Source organism: Arthrobacter sp. 10T413_2, assembly GCF_056394205.1.
Genome location: NZ_JBFTHK010000357.1, coordinates 1 through 1,126 on the forward strand (window position 1 = coordinate 1; position 1,126 = coordinate 1,126).

Annotated in this window: 1 pseudogene; it reads left to right on the top strand. The window is 66.7% G+C overall.

What is annotated here, in order from left to right:
* Nucleotides 1–30: 30 nt before the first annotated feature.
* Nucleotides 31–1,126 (top strand): annotated as a pseudogene (locus tag AC1DBQ_RS23420) (hypothetical protein); the annotation flags it as partial.

Here is a 1,126-nt window from a genome sequence, read left to right on the forward strand (position 1 = left end):
AATGGCAACTATGCCCCGCCGGGCTATTACATGCTTTCCATAGTCGACAACAACGGTGTCCCCTCGGCGGCATCCATGGTCCGCTTCCCCGCTCCGTTCGAGGACACGACAGCCCCCACCCCACCCTCGAGCMTGTCGTCGGTCGGCGGTGTCGGGCAGGCAGCCMTGAGCTGGACCGCATCGACGGATGATGTCGGCGTCGCCAAATATGACATCTACCGCTCGGCCACGCCGGGCTTTACTCCCGGGCCCGCCAACCAAATCKCGCAGGTGAACGGGTCAACCACGACCTACCAGGACGCAGCTCTAGCTGCCGGCACGTACTACTACCAGGTGAAAGCAGAAGACGCCGCTTCGAACTTGAGCCCACCCTCAAATGAATCCCAAGCAGTGGTATTGGCTGACACGACGGCCCCGACGGCTCCCACGAACCTCTCCGCTGTGGCTGGCGCCGGCCAGATCTCCTTGGCCTGGAGTGCCAGCACGGACAATGTGGGCGTCACCCGCTACAACATCTCCCGCAACGGGGCAGCGATCGGCACCGCTACCGGCACGTCCTTCGTCGACGGATCGGTCGTGGCCGGCACCACCTACAGCTACACCGTCACGGCACAGGACGCGGCCGGCAACGTCAGTGCCCCCTCGAACACCGCGACAGCCACAGCCTCCGGCGTGCGGACCATCACCGTCGACAAACTCGTGAGMGCCCATCAGGGCACCAACGCCGCCACCGTCAGCGCCGCCGGCCTCACAACGACCGGTAGCAACCAGCTCATCCTTGCCTTCATCAGCTCCGACGGCCCCAGCGGCGGCGGCACCGAATCCATCAGATCGGTCAGCGGCGGCGGCCTGACCTGGACGCTGCGCCGGCGCACCAACGCCCAGGCCGGCACCGCCGAAATATGGCAGGCCGTCTCACCCGCCCCGCTGACCAATGCMACCATTACCGCCACCCAGAACTCGGGCTCGTGGCAGTMAGCCATGACCGTCGTGGCGTTCAACAACGCCGACACCACCAACGGCGCCACGGCCGGGGCCAGCGCCGCCTCCGGAGCCCCGAACGCCAGCCTGAGCACCACCCGTGCCGGATCATGGGTCTGGGGCGTGGGAACCGACTGGGACGCAC